At 61.6% G+C, this 22,409-nt stretch carries 19 protein-coding genes; 8 read left to right on the forward strand and 11 right to left on the reverse strand.

Features of this window, described 5'->3' with window-relative positions:
• The first annotated feature begins 18 nt into the window (after positions 1-18).
• On the forward strand, positions 19-900 hold the full coding sequence (locus AOA61_RS17530; protein ID WP_095184514.1) for a LysR family transcriptional regulator: 882 nt from the start codon (positions 19-21) through the stop codon (positions 898-900).
• Here the strand turns inward: AOA61_RS17530 and AOA61_RS17535 are convergent.
• Positions 887-1,924, reverse strand: a complete 1,038-nt coding sequence (locus AOA61_RS17535) for an AraC family transcriptional regulator (RefSeq protein WP_032889410.1) — start codon at positions 1,922-1,924, stop codon at positions 887-889. The two genes, AOA61_RS17530 and AOA61_RS17535, sit on opposite strands and share 14 nt — an antisense overlap.
• Before the next feature lies 1 nt (position 1,925).
• On the reverse strand, positions 1,926-2,840 hold the full coding sequence (locus AOA61_RS17540) for a GGDEF domain-containing protein (RefSeq protein ID WP_099602248.1): 915 nt from the start codon (positions 2,838-2,840) through the stop codon (positions 1,926-1,928).
• Between the two features lie 382 nt (positions 2,841-3,222).
• Between AOA61_RS17540 and AOA61_RS17550 the strand changes: the two genes are divergently transcribed.
• The 5 genes from AOA61_RS17550 to AOA61_RS17570 all read left to right on the forward strand — a co-directional run bounded on the left by AOA61_RS17550 (position 3,223) and on the right by AOA61_RS17570 (position 9,716).
• Positions 3,223-5,736: a TonB-dependent receptor gene (locus tag AOA61_RS17550; protein ID WP_099602250.1), complete on the forward strand. Its 2,514-nt coding sequence runs from the start codon at positions 3,223-3,225 to the stop codon at positions 5,734-5,736.
• 144 nt (positions 5,737-5,880) lie between these two features.
• Positions 5,881-7,746, forward strand: coding sequence for a phytase (locus AOA61_RS17555; RefSeq protein ID WP_099602251.1), 1,866 nt, complete (start codon positions 5,881-5,883; stop codon positions 7,744-7,746).
• Positions 7,747-7,792: 46 nt separating this feature from the next.
• Positions 7,793-8,485 (forward strand): protein TolQ, encoded by a 693-nt coding sequence (tolQ, locus tag AOA61_RS17560; protein WP_099602252.1) that lies wholly within the window; start codon positions 7,793-7,795, stop codon positions 8,483-8,485.
• 14 nt (positions 8,486-8,499) lie between these two features.
• Positions 8,500-8,946 carry a protein TolR gene (gene tolR, locus AOA61_RS17565; protein WP_032889397.1) on the forward strand — a complete coding sequence of 149 codons (447 nt, stop codon included), beginning with the start codon at positions 8,500-8,502 and terminating at the stop codon, positions 8,944-8,946.
• Positions 8,943-9,716, forward strand: coding sequence for an energy transducer TonB (locus AOA61_RS17570; RefSeq protein WP_099602253.1), 774 nt, complete (start codon positions 8,943-8,945; stop codon positions 9,714-9,716). Before tolR ends, AOA61_RS17570 begins: the two co-directional genes overlap by 4 nt.
• A 1,101-nt stretch (positions 9,717-10,817) precedes the next feature.
• Here the strand turns inward: AOA61_RS17570 and AOA61_RS17580 are convergent.
• The 7 genes from AOA61_RS17580 to AOA61_RS17610 form a co-directional block, all read right to left on the reverse strand.
• The gene (locus AOA61_RS17580; RefSeq protein ID WP_099602255.1) at positions 10,818-11,765 is read right to left on the reverse strand and encodes a D-isomer specific 2-hydroxyacid dehydrogenase family protein; all 948 of its coding nucleotides are present in this window, start codon (positions 11,763-11,765) and stop codon (positions 10,818-10,820) included.
• Complete coding sequence (locus AOA61_RS17585; protein WP_099602256.1) at positions 11,762-12,931, reverse strand: acyl-CoA dehydrogenase family protein; 1,170 nt, start codon at positions 12,929-12,931, stop codon at positions 11,762-11,764. The genes AOA61_RS17580 and AOA61_RS17585 overlap by 4 nt, the downstream gene beginning before the upstream one ends.
• Positions 12,932-13,007: 76 nt before the next feature.
• The gene (locus AOA61_RS17590; RefSeq protein WP_099602257.1) at positions 13,008-13,691 is read right to left on the reverse strand and encodes a peroxiredoxin-like family protein; all 684 of its coding nucleotides are present in this window, start codon (positions 13,689-13,691) and stop codon (positions 13,008-13,010) included.
• Positions 13,688-15,046, reverse strand: coding sequence for an LLM class flavin-dependent oxidoreductase (locus AOA61_RS17595; RefSeq protein ID WP_032886600.1), 1,359 nt, complete (start codon positions 15,044-15,046; stop codon positions 13,688-13,690). The genes AOA61_RS17590 and AOA61_RS17595 overlap by 4 nt, the downstream gene beginning before the upstream one ends.
• 11 nt (positions 15,047-15,057) lie before the next feature.
• The gene (locus tag AOA61_RS17600) at positions 15,058-16,032 is read right to left on the reverse strand and encodes an ABC transporter substrate-binding protein (RefSeq protein WP_032886599.1); all 975 of its coding nucleotides are present in this window, start codon (positions 16,030-16,032) and stop codon (positions 15,058-15,060) included.
• 101 nt (positions 16,033-16,133) lie between these two features.
• Positions 16,134-17,717 carry a rhodanese-related sulfurtransferase gene (locus tag AOA61_RS17605; RefSeq protein ID WP_099602258.1) on the reverse strand — a complete coding sequence of 528 codons (1,584 nt, stop codon included), beginning with the start codon at positions 17,715-17,717 and terminating at the stop codon, positions 16,134-16,136.
• The gene (locus AOA61_RS17610; RefSeq protein ID WP_032886597.1) at positions 17,714-18,325 is read right to left on the reverse strand and encodes a cysteine dioxygenase; all 612 of its coding nucleotides are present in this window, start codon (positions 18,323-18,325) and stop codon (positions 17,714-17,716) included. The genes AOA61_RS17605 and AOA61_RS17610 overlap by 4 nt, the downstream gene beginning before the upstream one ends.
• 213 nt (positions 18,326-18,538) lie before the next feature.
• Between AOA61_RS17610 and AOA61_RS17615 the strand changes: the two genes are divergently transcribed.
• Positions 18,539-19,444, forward strand: a complete 906-nt coding sequence (locus AOA61_RS17615) for a LysR family transcriptional regulator (protein ID WP_032886595.1) — start codon at positions 18,539-18,541, stop codon at positions 19,442-19,444.
• Between the two features lie 107 nt (positions 19,445-19,551).
• A complete protein-coding gene (locus AOA61_RS17620; RefSeq protein WP_032886594.1) occupies positions 19,552-20,346 on the forward strand; it encodes a class II aldolase/adducin family protein in 795 nt (264 codons plus the stop codon).
• An 88-nt stretch (positions 20,347-20,434) separates the two neighbouring features.
• Here AOA61_RS17620 and AOA61_RS17625 read toward each other — a convergent pair whose 3' ends face one another.
• Both AOA61_RS17625 and AOA61_RS17630 read right to left on the reverse strand, forming a co-directional pair.
• A complete protein-coding gene (locus AOA61_RS17625) occupies positions 20,435-21,517 on the reverse strand; it encodes an LLM class flavin-dependent oxidoreductase (RefSeq protein WP_099602259.1) in 1,083 nt (360 codons plus the stop codon).
• A gap of 279 nt (positions 21,518-21,796) precedes the next feature.
• Positions 21,797-22,300, reverse strand: a complete 504-nt coding sequence (locus tag AOA61_RS17630) for a phage infection protein (RefSeq protein ID WP_099602260.1) — start codon at positions 22,298-22,300, stop codon at positions 21,797-21,799.
• Positions 22,301-22,409: the final 109 nt, after the last annotated feature.

The following is a 22,409-nucleotide window of genomic DNA, read 5'->3' on the forward strand; positions in this document are numbered from 1 at the left end:
GTCCACCGAGAAGCGACAATGAACCCCTTCGAAGACATGCGCCTGTTTTGCCAGGTCATGGAATCCGGCAGCTTCACCGCTGCCGCCGAACAATTGGGCCTGTCCAAGCAATTCGTCAGCCGCCGCCTGATCCAGCTGGAAGATCGCCTCGGCGTGCGCCTGCTCAACCGCTCGACGCGCCGGCTGGATGTCACGCCCCTGGGCCAGAGCTACTACGAATCCGCCTTGCGCCTGCTCGGTGAAGTCGAGCAAGTGGAGCAGGGCATCGCCGGCCAGAACAGCGAACCGCGCGGCACCATTCGCCTGAGTGCGCCGTTGTCGTTTGCCATGGCGCACCTGGGTTGCCTGTTACCGTTGTTTTTGCAGCGCCATCCCCAAGTGTCGGTGGAGGTCGACCTCAGCGATCGCCCCGTGGACCTGATCGGCGAAGGCTACGACCTGGTGTTGCGCATCGGCACCCTGGAAGATTCCACCCTGATCGCCCGCCGTATCGCCAGCATCCAGCGGGTGTATTGCGCCAGCCCCGACTACCTGGCTCTGCGCGGCACACCCTTGCAACCCGATGATCTGGCTCAACACGACTGCCTGCCTTATGGCCATGGCCGTCAAGTGCAATGGCGCTTCAAGGGCAAGGTGCAGGCGCTGAATGTCAGCGGTCGCATGCGCGTGAATAACGGTGAGCTGTTGCGTGACACCGCCATCGCCGGGCTGGGCGTCACTTACCTGCCGACCTTTATCGTTGGCGACGCGTTGAAGGACGGTCGCCTGATCACCATTCTCGACGACTTCGCCCCCGAAGCCCTGACCTTGTCGGCGGTCTATCCCCAACATCGGCAAAGCTCGCGGCCGGTGCAGGCGTTGGTGGAGTTCCTGCGCGAGCGCCTGGCTAGCGGCTGTTGAACAACTGGCGGATCAGGTTCGGGGTGCTGCCAGTCCAGCGCTTGAATGAGCGTCTAAAGTTCGCCGCATCATTGAAGTTCAGGTACGCCGCCACTTCATCATTGCTGTAGCCCTTGACCTGGTACAGGTGCAGCGCCACCTGTTTGCGTACCCGGTCCACTTGCTGCTGAAAGCCGGTGTGGTGTTTGTGCAGTTTGCGCTTGAGGGTCGCCGGACTCATGGCGAAGGCCTGGGCCGCCTGTTCCAGGCTCGGCGGTTGGCGCACCTGCTCGCGCAAATAGTCGTAGAGGCAATCGAGAAAACTGCCGGCAAAGCCCAAATGTTCGATCTGTTCGCGAGCCTGCTGGCGCGCGACCTGGCCGGCGGTAGCCGAAGCCCCGGGCCAGGCGCGGGTGAGGTGTTCGCGGGGGATGCACATCATGTCCAGCGGGCGCTCGAAGCGCGTCTCTTCGCCCAGATGTACCCAATACTGCTCGACATAACGCGGCTCGGCATGGCTGAAACTGCACACCCACGGCAGACGCTCGCCGCTGAGCCATTGGCTCATGGCAACCAGCGACGTCATGCTCGCTTCCAGCAGAAACCGCCACTGCTCGCCAGCGCCGCAACTGTCCAGCCAATACAGGTAGGCGTGGCGCTCATCCAGCTCCACTTGCAGGGTGACCAACGGGCTGAGCAGCACCTGTTGCTGAATAAGGATCTCCAGCGCCTGATGCAGATTCTGTGCATGGCCCAAGGCATGGCTGGCTGCGCCGTAATAGCCGGGCAGCAAGCGCTGGCCCAACAGAAAACTGCTGTCGTCGGCATCCAGCAGCTTTCGACTGTTACCGATCAGTGCCAGGAATTGCTGCGGGCTCAAGCGCGCCGTTCCGGCCAGGATGTCCTCGTGGAACAGCCCGGTGCCGCGCAGCAAACGATGGCTGTCGATGTCACGGGACAGGGCCAGGTCAATCAGCGTGGCCGGTTGGTTGTGCCCTGGTATGAAGCGGCTGTCGGCCTCATACCAGTTGGTTTTCACCGCCATCTCAGGCGCTTTTCGCGAGAGGTTGCTTGGCCCTGGCCAACGCCAGGTTCAGGCGCTTGAGCAAGTCCTGGGGCGGCTCGTCCAGGGCCATTACTACCGCTGTGGTCGCCGCCAGTTGCAGGCGTTCGCCCTGTTGCCGGGTTTTGTGGGCCAGGCCATGTACCGCTTGCTGCAACTCCAGCGCGAGCTCTTTGGCCTGGCGCTCGCCGGTGTTGGGCAGCAGCACCACAAAGCGGTCACCGGCCAGTCGACAAAGCAAGTCCTGGCGGCGCAGATTGAGCAACAACAAATGGCTGAGGGCCTGGAGCACGGCGTCACCTTCGGCATGCCCGTAGGCCTGGTTGATGGCGGCGAAGTTGTCCAGGTCCAGGGCCAGCAGTGACAGCGGTTGTTGCTGTTCGCGGCTGTCGTGCAGGCTGTCGGCCAATTGGCGCTTGAGGTAGTCGGCACCGGCCAGGGGCGTGAGTTTGTCGAACAGCCGGTGCTCGCGAAATAGCCGTTCGCGCTTTTCCATCTGCGCGCTGATCGCCAGTTGTTCGCGGTGCCAGTGGTAGATGCCGATGGTCAGCAGAATCATGCCCACCGGCATCGGCCCGGATTCCAGCCAGTGGTCCCAGGTGATGCTGTCAGGCAGGCGGATAAACTCATCGAGGCTGTCGATCCACCACGAAAAGAAGATGCACGACAGCCCCTGCGCCAGGTAATTGGTGACGCGCCCGGCGGGGCGGCTTTTAAGCACCAGGCCCAGCCACACCAGGGCGAGCAGGGCGGAACCGCCTTCGCCGAAAATATCCAGCCAGACCCACTCGCTGACGCTTTTCAACTCGCCGCAGGCCAGGTGCAGGATCAGCCCGGCGTTGGCGGCAATGAGCAAGAGCGCGAGTTTCCAGCGATGAGGTTTGAGCACGGAAAACATGGCCGCGGGTCCTTGGGCGAATGAGCGATGGGCGCCAGCACAGCAGATGGATGTGACGGTTGGATGACGGCGTGGGAGGGTCGAATCAGCTCACCTCAAACACACTGGAGATCAGAAAATGTGGGAGGGGGCTTGTTCCCGATGGCGGTGTATCAGTCAACAGATAGGCCTGCTGACCCACCGCTATCGGGGGCAAGCCCCCTCCCACAGGGGATCTCCACAGGTCATATCAGCTCATTCCACGTCCCGGTTAGGGCAAAACCCCCGGTTTACGGGGCTTCGCGCCAACTCCTGTCACAGAACGGTAATCCCCCACCCCTAGCTTGCCCTCCCAGTTGCCGGGCCATTTGCCTGGCGCCAACGGATTCTTGGGGAGGATTTCATGTACAAGCGCACCGGGCTCGTCAGCTTCACGCTCACCGCCTTGGCCCTGGCGATTGCCAGCGAACGGTTGAGCGCCGCCGAGGCCACTACCACCGAGCATGTCGAAGTGGTCGGCCAGGCCGCTGCCATCGATCAAGCGCTTAAAGAGCAGCGCAGCTCTGACAGCATCAAAAGCGTGGTGCATGCCGACGGCGTGGCCCAGTTGCCGGATGAAAACGTCGCAGAAGCGGTACAGCGTTTGCCCGGCATCAGCGTCGAGCGCGATCAGGGCGAAGGGCGATTTGTCAGCGTGCGTGGCCTCGGCCCGGACCTCAACAGCGTAACCATCAACGGCACCCTGGTGCCCGCCCCGGAAAGCGCGCGCCGCGCCGTGGCCCTTGATGTGCTGCCGTCAGAACTGGTGCAGTCGCTGTCGGTGATCAAGACCCTCACCCCGGACATGGATGCTAACTCCCTCGGTGGCACCGTCGACGTGCAGAGCCTGTCGGCCTTCGACCACAAAGGCCTGTTCTACACCGGCAGCACCGAAGCCAGTTACGACAAGAATACGAGTCAGACCAGCCCCAAATTCTCCGGCGCGGCGAGCAACCGCTTCAGCCTCGGCGATGGCATCGACAACTTTGGCGTAGCCGCAGCCCTAAGCTGGCAGAAGCGTGATTTTGGCTCGGACAACGTCGAAACCGGCGGTGCCTGGGACTTCACCGACGGCGCCAAACTCAACGAATTCGAACAGCGTGATTACGACATCAGCCGCGAACGCGCCGGCGGTGGACTGAACTTCGACTATAAGCCCGATGACCTCAGCAGCTACTACCTGCGCACCCTCTACAGCCGCTACAAAGACACCGAAACCCGCAACTCCACCAGCATTGAATTTGCCGACCCCCAAGCCGCTGGTGAACTGGGCGACGCTGAAGCCAAGCGCAAGCTGAAGAACCGTGAGGAAACCCAGGAAATCCAGTCCTACGTGTTCGGCGGTGAGCGCATGCTTGGCCTGTGGACCCTCAGCGGTCAGGCCGGCTACAGCCAATCGAGCGAAGACAGCCCGGCGCACATCGCCGGAGCCACCTTCGACGGCGGCGACTTTGCCAACAGCGGTTTCTACGACAAGGACAAGCCACGGCCGATCATCGGTGCCGGTTTCTACGACCCAAGCAACTTCACGCTCGACAAAGTTGATTGGGAAAAAAAGAACACCAAGGACACCGAGAAAAACCTGCGCCTGGACCTGGCCCGCGACTACGACCTGAGCGGCTATGCGTCCCAGGTCAAATTCGGTGGCAAGGTGAGTCGCCGTAATAAGGACAATGACCTGGAGGCCTGGGTCTACAAGGACTTCGACACCCTTGGCTACACCGCCGACCAGCTCAACCTGACCCAGTTCCAGAAGGGCAGTGTCGACTATCGCTTGGGCAACTACGGGCCAGGCATCAGCGCCAGCGGCATCAAGCAACTGATCGGCAGCCTCAATGCAGCGGACTTTTATGACGAGACCGAGTCCCGGGTCAACGACTTCACCATTCGCGAAGACATCAACGCCGGCTACCTGATGAACACCATCGACATCGACGACTGGCGCTTTATCGCCGGCCTGCGCTACGAAGGCACCGAGTTCGAAGCCAAGGGCACCGGCGCCACCGATGGCGTGTTCACTGCCACCGAGACCAAGCGCCAGTATCACCACTGGCTGCCGGGTCTGCATGCGCGCTACCAGATCGACAAAAACACCCAGGTGCGCGCGGCCTGGACCAAGTCCGTGGTGCGCCCGACCTTCGGCCAACTGGCGCCGGGTTTTGTGATCGACGATGACGAAGCCACCTTTGGCAACCCGGACCTCAAGCCCCTGGAATCGAGCAACCTCGACCTTGGCATCGAGCACTTCATGGGCCGCGCCGGCACCGTCTCGGCGTTCGTGTTTTACAAAGACATCAAGAACTTCGTCTACAACACCGACGTGGCCGGCACCGGCGCCTGGACCGACTTCTCCGAGGCCCACACCTACGCCAACGGCGACAGCGCCAAGCTCTATGGCCTGGAACTGGCCTACTCGCAGAAATTCGACTGGCTGCCCGCGCCCTGGAACGGTCTGCTGATCGGCGCCAACAGCACCTTCAGCCGCTCTAGCGCGGATATCGAAGGCTTCGACGCCGCCAGCGGCACGAACCGCAAACGCAACATCAGCCTGCCGAACCAATCAGACACCGTCGGCAACCTGATGCTCGGTTGGGAAGACGACAAGCTCAGCCTGCGCCTGTCGGCCAACTACAAATCGGCCTACCTGTATGAACTGGCCTCGATCAACGACAAGGCCCACGACCTGCATGTGGACGCGCAGACCTTCGTCGATTTCAGCGCGCGCTACTCGCTGACCAAGAACCTGCAAGTCAGCTTCGAGGCCCAGAACCTCACCGATGAGTCGTACTTCGTCTACACCGGCCACCGCAGCTACAACGGCCAATACGAAGAGTACGGCCCGACCTACAAGCTCGGCCTGACCTTCACCCATTTCTAACTCACACCTCGATTCCAATGTAGGAGGGCGCTTGCTCCCGATAGCGGTGGTTCAGTGAATACATCTGCTGACTGACACACCCTCATCGGGAGCAAGACCCCTCCCACATGGGAACTCCATTGTTTTCGAAGGATTTGTTTGTACATGAGAATCTCCACGTTGTACTTGCTGATATCGGTGTTGACCTGCACTCATGCACTGGCTGCCGACCTGACCCTGACGCCTTGGGCGACATCCCTGAACGCCGAAGCAGTGGCTTTCCTCCCCAGCACCCCCGAGCGCCTGGCCGCCAGCACCCGCGACGGCCTGCAACTGCTCGACGCCAAAGGCACTGAACTGACCCGGTTCAAAGGCAACTTCAGCAGCCTCGACACCCGCACCGCAGGCGCCCAGGTACTGGTCGCCAGCCTCGACAATGATCGTCAACAAGCGCTGTTGATCACCCTCGACGCCGCCAGCAAAACCTGGGGCAAACCGCTGTACCTGCCGGCCCGCGATTACCCGGTGAGCGGCCTGTGCCTGTACCGCGATTCAGCGGCCAACCTGTTTGTGTTTTTGGTGGGTGAGGAGGGCAAGGGCGAGCAATGGTTGGTGGGCAATGGCGCGACGCTGCTGACTGAACCCCAGCGTGTGCGCGGTTTGCCGCTGCCACCATCGGCGCAGTTCTGCCAGGTGGACGACGGGACGAATCAACTGATAGTCAATGAAGAAAATGTCGGCTGGTGGGCCTACCCGGCGCACCCGGAAGCGGACGTGAAACGCATCCCGGTGGCGGTGTTCGATAATCCCAAACGTGAAGCCGGTGCCGTCGCCCTGGTGCCGGGTGGCGTGGTCGCGCTCGATCCAAAGACTGCGCAACTTCACCTGTTCCAAAGGACCGGCGAGCGCTGGGTGGAACAGCCGAGCCTGAGCTTGCCTGGCCTGAAAGAACCCGAGCAATTGAGCGTCAACGGCCAACAGCTGCTGGTACGCGACGACGACAGCGGCACGCTCTACCAGGGCAAGCTCAACTGGCAGGCCAAGCCGGTAGCGGCAGATCCTGTACTGCCGGAAGTCGCCGCCGTGCGCCAAACCGACCCAGTCGGCCGCCAGGGTGATGCGGCGGATGATCCGGCGATCTGGATTCACCCCGACACCCCGGCCAAAAGCCGCGTGCTTGGCACCAACAAAAAACAAGGCCTGTTGGCCTATGACCTTGACGGCAAGCTGTTGCAGGAATTGGCGGTCGGACGCCTGAACAACGTCGACGTCCGCCCCAACTTCAAGCTGGGCGCCCAGACCGTGGATCTGGCCGTCGCCAGCAATCGTGATCACAACAGCCTCAGCGTATTCAGCATCGACCGTCAGAGCGGCGAGTTGCGCGAAGCCGGTGAAGTGCCTACGCCGCTCAAGGAAATCTATGGCATCTGCCTGTATCAGCCCGCCAGCGGCGAGATCTATGCCATCGCCAACGGCAAGGACGGCACCTTCCTGCAATACCGCCTGAGCGCCCCGGATGGCCGTGTGCAAGGTGAGCTGGTGCGCCAGTTCAAGGTCGACAGCCAGCCTGAAGGCTGCGTGGCCGACGACCAGCGCCAGCGCTTGTTTATCGGCGAAGAAGACGTGGGGGTGTGGGCGGTGGACGCTCGTGCCGATCAACCGGCCACCCTCACTAGCGTGATCAAGGTCGGCCCGCAGTTGCACGCGGACGTCGAGGGCCTGGCGCTGTATCAGAGCGACAAACGCGACTATTTGGTGATCTCAAGCCAAGGCAACGACAGCTACCTGGTGGTGGATGCCGAGCCGCCGTTTGCGATTCACGGTGGGTTTCGCGTCGGCCTCAATGCCGCCGCCGGTATCGACGGCGCCTCGGAAACCGATGGCTTGGAGGTCACCGCCATCAACCTGGGCGGGCCTTGGAGCCAAGGCATGCTGGTGGTGCAGGACGGCCGCAAGCGCATGCCCGAGCAAACCCAGAATTTTAAATTCGTACCGTGGGCTGACGTGACCCGTGCGCTGAAATTGCCGTGAACCGTCATCACCCCGTCATCACTTTTTAATCGAATAGGACATCACCATGCACGCGACGATGGAACATATGACGATCTGGGGCCTTATCAGTGACGCCAGCCTGTTGGTCAAGGCGGTCATGATCACCTTGCTGCTGGCGTCGTTGCTTAGCTGGTACCTGATCATCCAGCGCGGCAGCGTACTGCGCCGCCTGGAGCGCCAGTTGAATGGCTTCGTGCAGCGCTTTCGCGCAGCGTCGGACTTGCAACCGCTGTACCGCGAAACCGTGCAGGCGGGCGAGGGCGGGATTGGGCCGATCTTTATTGCCGGCGTCCAGGAATACCAGCACCTGCACAGCCATGACCCGGCGGTGCTCGAAGGTGTTGAGCGGGCCTTGCAGGTGGCGATCACCGAGCAGGAAATCGAGCTGGAAAAGGGCCTGCAATTCCTCGCGACCGTGGGTTCAGTCAGCCCGTACATCGGTTTGTTTGGCACGGTGTGGGGGATCATGAATTCCTTTATCGGTTTGTCCCAAGTGCAACAGGCCACGTTGTCGACAGTGGCGCCGGGCATTGCCGAAGCGCTGATCGCCACAGCCATCGGCCTGTTTGCAGCCATCCCGGCGGTGATCGCCTATAACCGCTTCGCGGCGCGTGGCCAGACGCTGCTCACCCGTTACTACGCGTTTGGCAATGAGCTGCAAGTGCGCCTGCACCGCACCCTGCGCGGTGCGCCGATCAACCTGGCCGTGGCCGCCTGAAAGGAGCAACTCCCATGTTAGTCAGGCCGCAACGCAAGCACGGGCCCAAGGCCGAAATGAACGTGGTGCCGTATATCGACGTGATGCTGGTGCTGCTGGTGATCTTCATGGTCACCGCGCCAATGCTGACCCAGGGCGTGAAGATCGAGCTGCCCAAGGTCGCCGCCGAGGCGCTGGCCACCGATACCCGCCAGCAGATCCTGACGCTGTCGGTAAAGGCCGATGGCGGCTACTACTGGAACCTCGGCGGCGAGCTCGACACCCAGCACCAGACCGACAGCGCCGTGAGCCTGGACGAAATGGGCGCCAAGGTCATGCAGGTGGTGGCGGCACGCAGCGACACCCAGGTGTACATCCGCGCCGACGACAACGCCGGCTACGGACGTGTGGTTGCAGCCATGGCGGTGTTGCAAAAAGGCGGTGTCAGCAACCTGGGGCTGGTGACCGAGGCCCCGCAATGACGGCGATGATCATGCACAGTCCGACGCTTGTGATGGAACCCAGGGATACCTCCGGCGTGTGGCGAAACAGCTTCGCCGCCAGCCTGGCGGTGGCGCTGCACGTGGGCGTGTTGGCGGCGTTGATGGTGGGCTGGTCGACGGAAAAACCGATCGTGGAGGCACCTCGGGTGATGCACACGCAGTTGGTCATGCTGCCGCCTGCGCCGGTGGCAGTACCAGAACCGGTGGTTGCTGCACCGGCACCTGCGCCGCCGGAGCCGGTGGTGATTCCGGTACCAGTGAAACCTGCGGTCGACCCCCGAATCCAGGCGCAAAAACTGGAGAAAACCGCCCTGGCGCGTAAACGCGTCGAAGAAAAGAAAATCGAGCAACAACAGGAACGCCTGGCCACCGAACAACGCACCCGCGAGCTGGAACTACAGCGCCAGGCCCAGGAGCGATTGGCTGCGGAAAAAGCCCGCGTCGCCACACCTGCGCCTGCAGCGGCACCGGCCTTTGATAGCCGCCAATACCAGCCTCTGAGCAAGGAAGCGCCGGACTACCCAGAGCGTGCTCTGGACAAGAACATCGAAGGCGATTGCACCCTGGAGTACAGCGTCAACACCCAAGGCCGCGTGGAAAATCCCAAGGTGTTGGACGGCTGCCACCCGTTGTTCATGCGTCCTTCACTGGCGGCGGCGAACACCTTCCGTTATCAGCCAAGGATCGTTGATGGCAAGGCTGTTGTGGTGCCGGCTGTGCGGAATACCTTTCACTACCGCATCAAATGATCCGTTCGGTTGGCAATGCTGCTGTTGTGGTGAGCTTGGTTTACCGCAGGTGGTGTTTAGCCGACCAGGATGTTGGATGGGATCGAGTGCATATCCGTTGCTGCGGTAACGGCCGCCTATGGTTCCGCTCTTACAGCGGGTCACTTTTGTAAAGGCCGGAATGCCGGCCCAGCCAAAAGTAACCAAAAGGCCTTCGCCCCACCACTCGGCACCTCGCTTAGGCTCGGTGTGCCCGTAATCCGACATTGATTTGGGGGGCCGCCGCCACGCGCCATCCATGGCGCAGGGCGGCTAAACCGGCATCCCTGCCGGTTTACCCCCCAAATCAATGTCGAATTCCGGCCATCGTTGTTGACGGGGCGATTTCAGATCAAAAGCAAGGCCGCGGCGGCCTTAGAGCCGACCGGGTTCTCAGCTCCAACTCCGTCCAAATGTGGGAGGGGGCTTGCTCCCGATGAGGGTGTGTCAGTTGATGCAGCTGTGACTGACCCACTGCTATCGGGAGCAAGCCCCCTCCCACAGTTTGATCTCCATAGATCAGACAGATAGGTCCTAGCCTGCTGTCCTGCTTTTGCTCTGCTTTTGCTCTGCTTTTGCTCTGCTTTTGCTCTGCTTTTGCTCTGCTTTTGCTCTGCTTTTGCTCTGCTTTAGATCTGCTTTAGATCTGCTTTAGATCTGCTTTAGATCTGCTTTAGATCTGCTTTAGATCTGCTTTAGATCTGCTTTTGATTTGGCTCTTACATCCTTTTCGCTGACGAAGTCAGCGGTCTTTTGATCTGCGCTTTTGATCTTGATCTCAGGCGCCCCGTCAAACACGCTGGCCGAACGCAGGCTTGAATCCGTGGGTAACCCGGCAGGACGCCGGGTTAGCCGCGCTGGGCCATGGATGGCCCATCGCGGCGGCCCACGGATTCAAGCCGGAGTGCGGGCACACCGAGCCTAGGCGAGGTGCCGAGTGTTGGGGCAAGAGCCCTTTGGTTACTTTGGGGCTTTTCCAAAGTGACCCGCCGTAAGGGCGGAACCAATACCCGCCGTGACCGCAGAAACGGATATGTCCCCCCAACAAACCGCAACCCAAACAAACCCCACACTCAAACGGCATCACCCATTAGCCAGATTCACCAATTCCACACCCAAAACATACCGCTCCAGGTTCGCCAAAAACGTATCAGTAATCTCATTACGGCTGTCGGTCGATATCGCCGACGTATGCGGCGACAACCTCACCCTCGGATGCGTATACAACGGGTGCCCATCCGGCAACGGTTCCGGCTCGGTCACGTCGAGCGATGCCAGGCCGATTTGCCCGTTATCCAGCGCTTCCAGCAGCGCCTCCTGATCCACCAACCCCCCGCGCGCAATGTTGATCAAATGCAGCCCCGGCTTGGCGCTGCCCAACACGTCCCGATCGACGATATGGCGCGTAGCCTCGGTCAGCGGTGCCGCGAGCACCAGGTGGTCGGCGCGGGCGAACAGGTCGTGGATGTCCCTTGCCGCCTCGACCCCGTCGATCCCGAACGGGGTCGGGCTTTGGCGCAGCGCAACCACCTTGATTCCCAGCGCGTGAGCCTTCTGCGCCAGGCGTTCACCAATCGCACCAAAGCCGAGAATGCCCAATGTGGTGCCCTTGAGCGGACGCAGCGGGGTGAAATTCCACTGAGAATCCTTCACCCAGATATCCGGCAAATGCTTGGACGCGGCAAAGATCGCCGCCAGGGCGAACTCGGCCAGGTTGTCGGCGGCGCTGCCCCGGGAGGTCGTCACCGGCGGGCCGTTGAACAGCCATTGCGGGTAGAAGTCGATGCCCGATGAGACCAAGTGCACCCATTGCGCGCCGTAGGGCCAGCCTGGCGGCGGGGTATCCGGGGCGGTGTAGCCGCGCACGTTGATCGGACGCAGCAACAGGATATTCGCCTGGGGCGGCAGGTCGCTTGGCACGCCCACCGGAACGCCGATCACCTGGGCTTCGGGGTGGACCGTGCGCAGGCGAGCGCGGATCACGTCGTTGTAGTCTTCGTCCAACTGGCTGGCAATAATCACTTGAGTCATGTGCGTTCCTTCTGGCGTTGGGCGAACACGGCTTTACCGACGCCTTGCAGCACTGCATCGTTCTGGGGGGTATGTACGCGACTGCACAGCACATCGCGGTAGTGGCGTTGCAGCGGGCTATGGCGCGACAGGCCAGGGTTGCCGGAAGCCTCGATGGCCAGTTCCACCGCGCGAACAGCGTTGTTGGTGACCAGGTACTTCAACTGTGCGGCGTTGGCGGCCGGGGTGTGGCCGTCGGCGGCGGCGTCGAGCAGGCTGCGGTTGGCGAACAGCAGGGTGTCGATATGCCCGACGGTTTCCTGAAAGCGCGGCAAGGTCGACAACGCCGCACCGAGGTTGGACGGCGTGCGTTCTTCCAGCCAGTTCACCAGCCAGTCCCGCGCGGCCTGGGCCACGGCGTCGTACACCGACGAGAGCAGCACCGACATCCACAGGAAACCCTCCGCATCCAACTCCGGCTGCGGTGCGCTCCAAGGGCTGACACTGACGGCGTTGTCCAGCGGCACCAGCACGTTGTCGAGCACCACTTCATGGCTGCAGGTGGCGCGCATGCCGAGGTGGTCCCAGGTGTCGATGATGCTCACGCCGGGGCTGTCCTTGGGCACCAGCCAGGCGCCCACCAGCGGGTCGGCGTCGTCACTGCGCGCCCACACGCTGAACCAGCTCAGGCCATGGCTGCCGGTGGAGTAGATCTTGCGCCCGCTGATGCGCCAGCCTTCGGCAGTGCGCACCGCAGTGGTTGCCGGCAGGCCGCCACGGGCCGGGGTGCCGAGGTCGGGCTCGACGCGCAGGGCGTTGATCAGCGCACCGTTACGCACTGCGTCTTCGGCGACTTTCACGCGCAGGTGCTGGGGCCAGGTTTTGCTGTCTTGCAGGCGTGTGTGTTGCAGGTATTGCATCACCAGGATCAGCGCGGTGGACGGCTCGCCCTTGGCAATCGCACTGATCGCCTTGCGCGCCTGAGGCAGGCTGGCACCGCCGCCGCCCAGTGTCTTGGGCACGGTGAGGGCGACCAGGCCGTGTTCATGCAATAGCTGGAAGTTGGCGTGGGGGAAGGCGCCACTGTCATCGTACTGCGGCGCGGTACTGGCCAGCTCGGTGGTGAGGCGTTCGAGCAAGGCTTCGAAATTGGCGACTTCCACGGAGCGTAGAGACGGTTGGGTCATAAGAATGTACTCGGTCAAAAATGTGGGAGGGGCGGCGCGACGATTCGACTTGCCCCTCCCACAGAGGATTTTTGGCTTAGATGGCGAGGCGCACAGGCTGTTGGCCCAACAAGCGCTCCACCACCTGTACCACCGGCTCGGCTTCGGTACGTACCAGCCAATCCGGGCTAACGTCTACGAACGCGACCGTGCCGTCCTGGGCAATCACCACGACGGTCGGTTGGGGCAACTCCCAGGTCCCCGTACCGGTGGTTTCACCGATGTGATTGCCCTTGGCCAATGCCGCGTTACGCGAGGCTTCATCGAAGCTGTAGAGAATCCCCAAGCGCCGCCCGAGGTTGTTATCCGGGTCGCTGGCGACCAGCAGTTGCAGCGCGTGGTGGGTCTTGATTTCCACCAGGCGCTCCGGCACTTGCGGGCTGATCGCTACCAGCGGTACACCCAATTCGCGCAGGCGTGGGTACAGCTGGCGCTCGTAATAGGGCAGGGCGATGTTGCACGCCGGGCAGCCGGCAAAGCGGAAGAAGATCAGCACCGCCGGGCCGCCTGCCAACAGCAGCTCGCGGTTGAGTTCGCCGCCTTCGACGTTGAGCAAGGTAAACGGGTCGAGCTCATCACCCACCTGCACGTAGTCGTCTACCCGCGCTTCATCCACCAGGCGCTGGCGCTGGTCGATATTGACTTGCAATGCCGCCGGGGCCCAGGTCGCTACACGCTCGGCGTGCAGCGCCGCCAACTGACGGTTAAGGGATTCGCTCATGCCAATGCCTCCTGCGGCGCTTGCACCTCGACGCTGTAGCGGTTGACCGGTACGTCCAGGCCCAGGTTGTCGCGCAGGGTCTGCCCGGTGTATTCGGTGCGGAACAGGCCGCGCTGTTGCAGCACCGGCACCACCAATTCGGTGAAGTACTGCAAGCCATCCGGCAGCACCGAGTTGACGATGAAGCCATCGCTGGCACCGCGCTCGAACCAGGTCTGGATCGCATCAGCGACTTGCTCAGGGGTGCCGACAAAATCACGCTTGGGCCGCGAGAACCGCAGGGCCACTTCACGCAGCGTGAGGCCTTCGTCCTTGGCCAGTTGCTTGATGCGATCGGAGCCGCCTTTCTGGCTGTTGGAGCCCAAGTCGCCGAGTTCCGGGAAGGGGTCGTCCAGGGGGTATTTACTGAAATCGTGGTCGTTGAACGGGCGGCCGAGGGCGACGATGGCGTCTTCCACGGTGACCAGCTCCACGGCCTGCTGGTAGCGGCTTTCCACTTCGGCCTCGTCGCGCCCGACAATCGGGCGGATGCCCGGCAGGATCGACAGGCTGTCGGCATCGCGGCCAAAGCCTTTGGCACGGCGTTTGAGGTCCTGGGAGTAGGCCAGGCCTTCTTCGATGCTTTCCACATGCACAAAAATCGCATCGGAATGTTCGGCGGCAAAGTTACGCCCGTCTTCCGAGGTGCCGGCCTGGAAAATTGCGGGCTGGCCCTGGCGCGAACGCGCAATGTTCAGCGGGCCTTTGACCGAGAAAAACTCGCCCTTGTGGTTCAACGCGTGAAGCTTGTCCGGGGTGAAAAACTCGCCGCTTTGCTTGTTGTAGGCAAAGGCGTCGTCCTCCCAGGAATCCCACAGGCCCTTGACCACGTTCAGGTGTTCCTTGGCGATGCGGTAGCGCACGGCATGGGGCGGGTGCTCGGCCTTGCCGAAGTTATCGGCGGTGCCGCTGAGCCACGAGGTGACCACGTTCCATCCGGCGCGGCCGCCGCTGATATGGTCCAAAGACGCGAACTGACGTGCCACTTGGTAGGGCTCGGTGTAGCTGACGGTCACGGTGGCGACCAGGCCGATATGGGTGGTCAATGCCGCGAGGGCTGACAAGATCGTCAGCGGCTCGAAACGGTTGAGGTAATGGGGGCTGGATTTGGCGTGTATATGCAGGCTATCGGCGATGAACACAAAGTCGAATTTGGCAGCTTCGGCCAGTTCAGTCTGCTGCTTGTAGAAGCCGAAATTCGTACTGGCATTCGGTTGTGCCTGCGGGTGGCGCCATTCGCCCCAGCCGTGGCCGACACCGTGGACCATGGCACCCAGTTTTAAATGGCGTGGTTTTAGTTGACGTGGCTGGCTCATGTTCTGTTCCTTCAGCGCGAGACTTGGTTGTTGGGGGCACGCTTGGCGTTAAAGCTTTTGTCGAAGCCCTGTGACACGTCGATGTGTTTGGTCAGCAGGCCTTCTTTTTGGTAGGTGTCGGCGGTGGTTTGCAGGCCACTGATCACGCTGTCGTCGATCAATACCGGGCTCAGACGGGTTTCCTTGGCCACGGCCACATGCACGGCCAGTGGCAGGCCGGTGATTTTGGTCTGGGCGGCGGCGTATTCGTTGGGGTGCGTATTGGCCCAGGCGTAGGCGCGATCGACGCGGGCGACAAAGTCGTCCAGCTGCGTGCGCTTGTCGGCAATGGCCTGGCTGGTTGCCGCGAGGTACAGGTGGTTGCTCAACAGCGTGTTGCCACTGGCGATGATTCGCGCCTGGCTTTGGGAGGTCACCACGGTGGTGTAAGGGTCCCAGGTCGCCCAGGCATCGGCGGTGCCGTTATCCAGCACCAAGCGGGATTCGGCGGGCAGCAAGAAGATGAACTGCACATCCTGGCTGGTCAGGCCCGCGCTGGCCAACGCCTTGATCGCCAGGTAATGCCCGATGGAGCCACGCCCGGTGACGATTTTCTTACCCTTGAGGTCGGCGGCCGTCTTGATTGGCGAGTCCTTGGGTACCAGCAGCGCGGTGGTGTTGCGTCCTTCGGCGTGGATGATGCTGACCACTTTTAAGGACGCCCCGGCACCCAGCGCGAACACGTAAGGCGCATCGCCCAAGGCACCGACATCCACCGCGCCGGCATTCAGGGCTTCGCCCAGGGGCGAGGCGGAGGGGAACTCCGACCACTGGATGGCATAGGGCACGTCTTTGGTTTCGCCGGACACTTCCAGCAGCGTCTTGATCGTCGATTTCTGATTGGCCACCCGCAGTGGTTGCAGGTCGGCGGCGTGGGCGCTGGTGGCCAGGCCAAGGGCCAGGGCAGTACCCAGGAACAGGCGCTTGAAGGGGGTGGTAAAGACCATGGGATAGAGGCTCCAGGCAGATCAAAAAAGGTGTGGGTTACCTCCGCCTGGAAAGGGGTCGGTGAAGCCTGCCCCCATTCAGAGGCAGGTGTGTTAGATGATCAGATCACGTAGAACCCATGGGTCCCATCACGGGCCAACTGGGCAACCAAACCGAACTCCCAATCCAGATATGCCTGCATGGCTTCCTTGGGGTTGTCGGTGCCTTCGTACGGACGGCGGTAGCGGTCGATCCGTGGTGAGGCCAGGTGGGTTTCGCCTTCTTCCAGGGGCAATTTCGCGTTGATCCAGCCTGCCGTGCCGTCTTGCAGCAGGAACACTTGCTTGCCGGTGATGGCTTCGACTTCGGCCACCGCCAGGCGCGCCAGTTGGCTGCTGCCGCAGGTCAGCACGTAGCGCTCGGCGGTCGGCACTTTGGCGAGGGCCTGGGGCAGTTGCGCGCGCAGGGCCCACCAGGCGCCGGGGATGTGGCGTTTGACGTAGTTGGCGCTGGCGGTGAAGTCCAGCACCACGGTGTCGCCGTGGGCCAGCCAGTCGGCGAGGGTGTGCGGGCTGATCAGTTCGGCTTGGGGCGGCGTGGGCACCGGGGCGACCCAGATGCCTTTTTCGCTGAAGTGCGCCGCTTGCAGGTCGTCCAGCACGTGCACGTCCCAGCCCAGTTGGGCGAGCCAGGACGCGGACATGTTGGCGCGCACGCCGTCGTCATCCGCCAGCACCAGGCGTGCGCCGCGTACGCTGGCCACGTGATCGGTTTCCTGGACCAATTGGCCGCCGGGGGTGGAGCGCGCGCCGGGCAGGTGACCGGCTTCGAATTCTTCCGGGGTGCGCACATCGAACAGGTAGGTGGTGCGAGTGGTTTGCTGCTGCCAGGCGTGTAGATCGTCCAGGGTGGCACGGCCAACGCGGGCTTTGTCGGCGACACGGCGTGCCTCGATGGCGGCGACCTGGCGATGTTCTTCCGAGGTCGGGGCAAAGCGTCGCGCCTGGCCGTGGGCGAGTGTTTGCCCGGCCAGGGTCCAGCCGATGGTGCCATTGCGCAGTGCGGATACCGGGTTGGCCACGCCCGCATTGATCAGCGACTGGGTACCGATGATGCTGCGGGTGCGTCCGGCGCAGTTGACGATAATGCGCGTGGCCGGGTCCGGCGCCAGTTCACGGGCGCGCAGCACCAGTTCGGCACCGGGCACGCTGATGCTGGTGGGAATGCTCATGGTTTGGTATTCGTCGAAGCGGCGGGCGTCGAGCACCACCACGTCGGCGTGGCTGTCGAGCAGGGCCTGCACTTCTTCGGCGGCCAGGGACGGCGTGTGACGCTCGCTCTCTACCAGTTCGCCAAAGGCTTTGCTCGGCACGTTCACGTCGATAAACAGCTCGCCACCGGCGCTGCGCCAGCCATTGAGGCCCCCTTCGAGCAGGCTGACCTGGGTGTAGCCCAACGCAATCAGGCGCTCGGCGGCGCGGCTGGCCAGACCTTCGCCGTTGTCGTAGACGGTGACCTGGGTATCACGCCGTGGAATGCGCGAATACACCTCCAGCTCCAGCTTGGACAGCGGGATATTCGCCGCGAACAGCGGGTGGGATTCAGCAAACGGCGCTTCTTCGCGCACGTCGATCAGGGCGACTTCTGCATGGTCCAACAGGGCCTGGCGAATCTGGGCGAAATTGCGGGTCGGTACGGTGCTCATAGGGCAGGGCTCTTTTCTTTGGACAAATCCCAGATGTTCGGGAGGAAGGCGTTGGAATAACCGGAGATAAACAGTTTCTCGCTGCCGTCGGGCTGGTACACCGCACGGCGTACCGCACCGATATTGGCGCCGTACACGTGAATGCTGATGGACACTTGGTCGCTGTGGGCGTTGCTGACCTGATGAATGTCGCCGACCTTGGGCGATACGGCTTCGACCTGGCCCGGCACCAGCTTAATAGGCTTGCCTTCGGCGACCAGGCTGCCGTCGGGCGCGCGTTCAAACCCTTGGGAAAACTCCGCGCCGCGCAACATGCCGATCAGCCCCCACACCCGGTGGTCATGAATCGGCGTGGTCTGCCCCGGACCCCAGACAAAACTGACGACGCTGAAGCGCTGGCGCGAATCGGCGTGCAGCAAAAATTGCTGGTAGCGCTCGGGGTTGGGTTGGGCGAATTCGTCGGGGAGCCAGTCATCATGGCTGACCAGTTGCGCGAGCAGCTTGCCGCCACGGTGCAACAGGTCGCCTTCGCGCGGATTGCCGTCGATCAGTTCCGCCAGGGCGCCAATGAAGGCTCTGAGTCTCTCGGGGTGTCGGGCCTGGGTCATGGCAATTCCATCAGTCGGTGTTGATGGGTTTATCTAAGCATAATGTTTATAGTTAATATGCTATTTTTTAATGATTAGCTTATAGCTGAAGGTAATTTAGAACCGGCGTGTATAGCGTTAGACGTTATCGATCACAGCGTGGGCTATTCAGATAACGTTCCTGCAACTATGCTTCGCGGACATCTTAATGACTGTTCTCTATGTGCGGCCCAAATGAAAATTGACGATATCGATGCCTTTGTCGAAGTGATTCGTTGCCAGTCCATCAGCCATGCCGCCGAGTCGTTGCAACTGACCCAGCCGGCCATTACTCGCCGCGTGCAGAACTTCGAGCAGGCGCTGGGGGTGGAGCTGTTTGACCGCAATACCAAGCCCCTCAAACCGACGTTGATCGGTACCCGCGTGTATGAACAATGCCGGTTGATCCTGCGCGAGATGGATGCCTTGCGTGAGCTGGTAGCCACCGACGCACCCCCCTCCGGCGTACTGCGCCTGGGCGTGCCGCAGACCATCGGCGATGTAGTGCTGCTGGACGCGCTGAAGCTGCTGCGCACTGAGTACCCTGAACTGCGCGCCCAGGTCGCGACCGGATGGGGCAGCCAGTTGGTCGGCAAGATTGAACGGGGCGAACTGGATGCGGCGGCGGCGTTGTTCCCGGCAGGCAAGATCTTCCCGGATAACATCGTTGGCGAGTCTATCGGCAAGATGGAGTTGGTGGTGGTGTGCGCCAAGGCGCAGTTGCCGAAAAAACCCTGCAAGCTGGCGGATGTGTACCAGAACGGGTGGATTCTTAACCCGGACGGCTGCGGGTTCCGTGCCGGGTTGCAACGCACCTTGTCCGATCAGGGCTTGGCGCTGCGGGTCAACCTGGAAACCTTCGGCACTGAATTGCAATTGGGTCTGGTCGCCGATGGCCTGGGCTTGGGCCTGGTGCCGCGTCCCTTGCTGGAGCGCAGCGCTCACCGCGAACAATTGGCGGTAATGCCGCTCAAGGACTTCAAACCGGTGATGGACCTTTGGCTCATCTACCCGCATTTCCTCGGCAACCTGCAAGGGCCGGTGGATGCGTTTGGCAAATGGGTGGCGGCGTCGTTGCACAAGATTCGGGATGCGGCTTGATATGAAAAAAAATAATAATTAGCTTAGATTAAAATGTGCTTTTTATTATTTTTGAGCATCCCCTAGGCTTGCCTGGAAGTCCTTAAGGCCATCCAGGAAGTTTTGCCATGAGCAGCGTCACCTCGATTTCCAGCGTCTCCAACAACGTTCGTCAACGCGTCACGCCAGAAGAGTGGGAAGTGCGCGTGAAGCTGGCCGCCGCCTACCGCCTGGCGGCCTTGTACAAGTGGACCGATCATATTTACACCCACTTCTCCGCCCGTGTACCGGGCCCGGAGGAGCATTTCCTGATCAACGCCTTCGGCCTGTTGTTCGATGAAATCAACGCCTCCAACCTGGTCAAGGTCGACCTCGACGGCACGATCGTCGACGACCCCACCGGCCTGGGTATCAACTACGCCGGCTACGTGATCCACAGCGCCATCCACGGCGCGCGCCATGACTTGCAAGCGGTGCTGCACACCCATACTCGCGATGGCATTGCGGTGTCCGCGCAGAAGGACGGCTTGTTGCCGATTTCCCAACACTCCATCGCCTTTTCCGGGCGAGTGGCCTACCACGGCTATGAAGGCATCGCCCTCGACCTGGACGAGCGTGAGCGGTTGGTGGCGGATCTGGGCGACAAGAGCGTGATGATCCTGCGCAACCACGGGCTGTTGACGGCGGGTATCAGCGTCGAACATGCCTTCCAGCAGCTGCAAGGGTTGGAGCGTGCGTGCAATATTCAGATCGCGGCGCAAGCGGCGGGGAATGCTGAGCTGGTCTTTCCGCCACAGGAGGTAGTGGCGAAGGTTGAAGAACAGGCCAAGGCGCATAGCAGCGGCGAGGGGCCGGGCGTGGCGCGGCATTGGAATGCGCTGATTCGGCAGTTGGAACGCAGCGATACCGACTACAAGAACTGATCCTGAGCTTAATGAAGATAGGCATGTGGGAGAGGGCGAGTCGAATCATCGCACCGCCCCTCCCACATTGGTTTTGCCGTGTTCTGGCTTACGCGACCTGTTTGGCCTGCTCGCGTTCTGCAATCAGTTGGCGGGTGAGGGGGATCAACCGCTTGCCGTAGTCGATCGCATCATTGAGCGGATCAAACCCACGGATCAGGAAGGTGGTGATGCCGAGGTCGTAGTAATCCACCAGCGCTTCAGCCACTTGTTCGGCGGTGCCCACCAACGAGGTTGAGTTCCCTTGCGCGCCCAGCAACCCCGCAATCCCCGTCCACAAACGCTTGTCCAGCCGGGAACCCTGTGCCGCCGCTGCGAGTAGCCGACGCGAGCCTTCATTCGGCGGTTCACGCCGCACAAATCCATTCTTCTCTGCCAACTCGGTGGCCTGTTGCAAGATGCTGTCAGCGCGTGCCCACGCCAGCTCTTCGGTCTCGGCGAGGATCGGTCGCAGCGACAGGCTGAAGCGAATCGTGCGTCCATGCTTGGCTGCTTCGGCCCGGACCTGAGTCACGATCTCGCGCACTTGCTCGTAGGTTTCGCCCCACAGTGCGTACACGTCGGCATGTTTGCCCGCCACTTCAATCGCGGCCTGGGAAGACCCTCCGAAGTACAGTGGGATATGCGGTTGCTGCGGCGACTTCACGGTGGAGTGCGCGCCTTCGACCTGGTAGTAGGTGCCGGTGAAATCGAAGGGCTGTTCGCTGGTCCATTCCTGTCGCATCACACTCAGGTATTCGTCGGTCCGTGCGTAGCGTTCGTCCTTGCCGATATGGCTGCCATCGGCGCGCAGTTCGCGGTCGTCGCCACCGGTGATGATATGCACGGCGGTGCGCCCGCCGTTAAACACATCCAGGGTGGCGAACTGGCGCGCGGCGAGGGTGGGTTGTGCAAACCCGGGGCGGTGGGCGATCAGGAATTGCAGTTTGCGGGTGACGCTGGCGGCATGGGAGGCGATCAGCGTGCTGTCCGGGCTGTTGGAGTGGAAGGCCACCAGGGCGCGGTCGAAGCCGGCCTCTTCGTGGGCGCGGGCCACGGTTTCCACGTAGTCCGGTTGCAGGGTCGGGCCGCTGCGTGGATGAATTTCGGATGCATGGTGGCCGCCGATATAGCCGATGAATTCGATGCTCATGGTCTGTCCTTGTCGAGTAGGGAGTGTGTACCTCCGCCGGGCAGGGGGTCGGTCATGCTCGTCCAAGGTAGGGGCCGCGACGTCCGCTGTAAAATGCCGTTTGGTTCTAACCTAATTATTAAAAAATAGAATTATTTTGTGGTTTTATATCAGTAAATAGCATTATCTGGGTCGGCAGCGACGCAACCCCAAGTGTTTGCGAGTTTGAGTGCACTTTCTAATAGACGAAAAAAAACCGGCTGATCAGGCCGGTTTGGGGGTGCCCTCGAACAGGGCGGGTTATGCGTGGTTTTCCATCAGACGATCCGAGCCACCTTCAGCTACGCGGTTTTCCAGCAGACGGTCCGAGCCACCTTCAGCTACGCGGTTTTCCATCAGACGATCCGAGCCACCTTCAGCTACGCGGTTTTCCATCAGACGATCCGAGCCACCTTCAGCTACGCGGTTTTCCTGCAGACGATCCGAGCCACCTTCAGCTACGCGGTTTTCCAGCAGACGGTCCGAGCCACCTTCAGCTACGCGGTTTTCCATCAGACGATCCGAGCCACCTTCAGCTACACGGTTTTCCAGCAGACGGTCCGAGCCACCTTCAGCTACGCGGTTTTCCAGCAGACGGTCCGAACCACCTTCGGCAACACGGTTTTCGATCAGTCGATCCGAACCGCTTTCAGCAACACGGTTTTCGATCAGGCGATCTGCACCGCCTTCAGCAACTACAGGGTGGGCAAATGCGTTTGCAGCGAGTACCGAGAAAGCGAGGCTAAGCAAGATTTGGCGTTTCATGATGGTGTGCTCCGAGTGTTTTAGTTTGGGTGTTGCCTGGTATGGGTTTGATGTTACGCGTTGCATTTTTTAAGAGAACTTCATTGCGCTGATGGTGACTATCGATGCC

Source organism: Pseudomonas sp. 2995-1 (assembly GCF_002742505.1).
Lineage (GTDB): Bacteria > Pseudomonadota > Gammaproteobacteria > Pseudomonadales > Pseudomonadaceae > Aquipseudomonas > Aquipseudomonas sivasensis.

Coding starts and splice junctions, on each gene's coding strand:
- AOA61_RS17530 (WP_095184514.1), top strand. CDS start 19: ATGAACCCCTTCGAAGACATGCGCCTGTTTTGCCAGGTCATGGAATCC.
- AOA61_RS17535 (WP_032889410.1), bottom strand. CDS start 1,924: ATGGCGGTGAAAACCAACTGGTATGAGGCCGACAGCCGCTTCATACCA.
- AOA61_RS17540 (WP_099602248.1), bottom strand. CDS start 2,840: ATGTTTTCCGTGCTCAAACCTCATCGCTGGAAACTCGCGCTCTTGCTC.
- AOA61_RS17550 (WP_099602250.1), top strand. CDS start 3,223: ATGTACAAGCGCACCGGGCTCGTCAGCTTCACGCTCACCGCCTTGGCC.
- AOA61_RS17555 (WP_099602251.1), top strand. CDS start 5,881: ATGAGAATCTCCACGTTGTACTTGCTGATATCGGTGTTGACCTGCACT.
- tolQ (WP_099602252.1), top strand. CDS start 7,793: ATGCACGCGACGATGGAACATATGACGATCTGGGGCCTTATCAGTGAC.
- tolR (WP_032889397.1), top strand. CDS start 8,500: ATGTTAGTCAGGCCGCAACGCAAGCACGGGCCCAAGGCCGAAATGAAC.
- AOA61_RS17570 (WP_099602253.1), top strand. CDS start 8,943: ATGACGGCGATGATCATGCACAGTCCGACGCTTGTGATGGAACCCAGG.
- AOA61_RS17580 (WP_099602255.1), bottom strand. CDS start 11,765: ATGACTCAAGTGATTATTGCCAGCCAGTTGGACGAAGACTACAACGAC.
- AOA61_RS17585 (WP_099602256.1), bottom strand. CDS start 12,931: ATGACCCAACCGTCTCTACGCTCCGTGGAAGTCGCCAATTTCGAAGCC.
- AOA61_RS17590 (WP_099602257.1), bottom strand. CDS start 13,691: ATGAGCGAATCCCTTAACCGTCAGTTGGCGGCGCTGCACGCCGAGCGT.
- AOA61_RS17595 (WP_032886600.1), bottom strand. CDS start 15,046: ATGAGCCAGCCACGTCAACTAAAACCACGCCATTTAAAACTGGGTGCC.
- AOA61_RS17600 (WP_032886599.1), bottom strand. CDS start 16,032: ATGGTCTTTACCACCCCCTTCAAGCGCCTGTTCCTGGGTACTGCCCTG.
- AOA61_RS17605 (WP_099602258.1), bottom strand. CDS start 17,717: ATGAGCACCGTACCGACCCGCAATTTCGCCCAGATTCGCCAGGCCCTG.
- AOA61_RS17610 (WP_032886597.1), bottom strand. CDS start 18,325: ATGACCCAGGCCCGACACCCCGAGAGACTCAGAGCCTTCATTGGCGCC.
- AOA61_RS17615 (WP_032886595.1), top strand. CDS start 18,539: ATGAAAATTGACGATATCGATGCCTTTGTCGAAGTGATTCGTTGCCAG.
- AOA61_RS17620 (WP_032886594.1), top strand. CDS start 19,552: ATGAGCAGCGTCACCTCGATTTCCAGCGTCTCCAACAACGTTCGTCAA.
- AOA61_RS17625 (WP_099602259.1), bottom strand. CDS start 21,517: ATGAGCATCGAATTCATCGGCTATATCGGCGGCCACCATGCATCCGAA.
- AOA61_RS17630 (WP_099602260.1), bottom strand. CDS start 22,300: ATGAAACGCCAAATCTTGCTTAGCCTCGCTTTCTCGGTACTCGCTGCA.